Here is a 1,350-nt window from a genome sequence, read left to right on the forward strand (position 1 = left end):
CAGGGCGGCGCTGGCCGAGCTGACCGCGCCCACTTCCAGGCTGACGCTGCCGGCGATGATGTCGACCGCGGTCAGGGTGTACTCGAAGCGCTGGGCGCCACCGTCGGCGACGACCGCGATACGGTCGCCCACGGCCACGTTGGACGAATCGAACGCCACCAGCAGGTGGGTGCCATCGAGCTGGATCGAGGTCGGCGCGCGCGAGGCGGTAGTGTCCAGGACCACGCTCTGCTCCATGACGAAGCCGGTCTTGCCATCTGCGCCCCTGACGCGGGTCTGGATGTTCCAGTTGCCCGAGTGGGTGCTGGGGTCCTGGGCGGCCCAGTCGGTACCATTGACCAGGGCGTCGAACCAGGTCTTGCCACCGTCGGTGGAAACCTGCAGGGTCTGGCCGGCGGACAGTTCGGCACTCAGTACCCCGTACATCAGGCGGCCGAAGCTGCCGTTGTCGGTGACGAAGTCCTGGCCGTCGTGGCCGGAGTCCTTGCCCATGTGGGACAGACGGGCCACCTGGATCGGGCCGTTGCCGGTGTAGACGATCACCTCGAACGGCTCGGAAGGCGCACTGCCACGGCCGGCGGCGTTCTCGGCCACGACGGTGAAGTTGTACACGCCATCGGCGAGGTCGCTGCCCGGCGTGAAGCTCCAGTTGCCCTGGTCGTCGGCCTGCGCGCGGTCGATCTCGACGCCATTGTTGTAGATGACGATGGTGGCGAGCGGCTCGCTGCTGCCGGAGAGCTGCGGACGGTTGTCGTCGGTCACGTCGCCGGACAGCAGGTCGCCGGTCTTGGCGCCGACGTTGTCGTACACGGACTTGATGACCGGCTGCGCCGGCGGAGAGAGGTCGATCACCAGGTCGAAGGCGGACGGCTCGGAAACGTTGCCGGCCTTGTCGGTGGCCTGCACGGTGAGGCTGTGCGCACCTTCGGCCAGTTCGTCGACGGTGATGGACCAGGTGCCGTCTTCAACGACCTGGCGGCCGACTTCCACGCCGTTGGCGTAGACGACGACGGTCGAGCCGATTTCGGCCGTGCCGGACAGGGTCGGTTGCTGGTCGTCGGTGGCATCGCCGGAGGCCAGTTCGCCGGTCTTGGCGCCGAAATCGTCGAACACGCTGTTGATCACCGGGGCGTCGGGCGCCTGGGTGTCGACGGTGATGACCCACTCATCGGAGGGTTCGGACTGGTTGCCGGCCGGGTCCTGGATGATCACGGTGATGCTGTGGTCGCCGTCGCTCAGCTCTTCCGGAGTGAATTCCCAAGTGCCATCCTCGCCAATTTCGATTTCCTCGAGCTTCTCGCCGTTATCGAAAATGATGATGGTGTCGCCCGGCTTGCCTTCGCCCTTGAG

The 1,350-nt window shown here is 66.5% G+C and carries 1 protein-coding gene; it reads right to left on the reverse strand.

The genetic code is table 11. The features are described 5' to 3' along the window. On the reverse strand, window positions 1-1,350 hold a 1,350-nt coding region (locus CHC02_RS29780), incomplete at both ends, for an Ig-like domain-containing protein (protein WP_244906829.1).

The organism is Pseudomonas delhiensis, assembly GCF_900187975.1.
Lineage (GTDB): Bacteria > Pseudomonadota > Gammaproteobacteria > Pseudomonadales > Pseudomonadaceae > Pseudomonas > Pseudomonas delhiensis.